General features: G+C 43.2%; 1 pseudogene. It reads left to right on the top strand.

Going from position 1 to position 613, the window contains the following annotated elements:
- Positions 1-360, top strand: a pseudogene (locus R7093_RS26365) (hypothetical protein); the annotation flags it as partial.
- Between the last annotated feature and the right edge of the window lie 253 nt (positions 361-613).

Raw genomic sequence — 613 nt, forward strand, 5'->3', positions numbered from 1 at the left:
AGGAATGTTATGCGTAGTACTGATTGGGAGAACGCTGTTAAATTCTTTGCTCCAATTTCTAGGAGTAGTCGAATACATCCTAACTTTATCTTTAGATTTCAACACTTAGCATTAAGTGAGGGTCGAGCTGCTGAAATAGCTTGTGTCGATTTGGATCAAATCCATCGATGGGATGACGGTGAGGAAATCCCCCCTACCATTCGTAGGCTTTGGGCTCTTGAGTCTGGGCGCTATCTTCCTGATGTTACGGGGTTTTCTAAGTGGGCATTTAAGTCTGGTCATATTGTTACACCTGATGGAGCTACCTACTCTGAGGGGCAACTTCGCCACGCTCTTTTTCTGTTAGATCAGGTCTTATAAATAGCTCTGTTGGGAAATAAAAATTTGGGAGCCTTGTGCTCCCTTTTTTTGTTTCTCAATTGAGCCGACAAGCGGAAACATTCTTGATTTTTGTTACCTAATTCAAATCCGCGCGTCAGCTTCACAAATATGTATAAATACGTCTTTTTACATATCTATCTGGTTGTTAGCTGCAAACGACGACTGACGACGACGATGACTGAGGAGGAGGAAATAGGAGGTGCAGCGTCATCCCCGTATAGTAATACGGGGT

It is taken from the genome of Vibrio sp. 1580, from assembly GCF_033340055.1.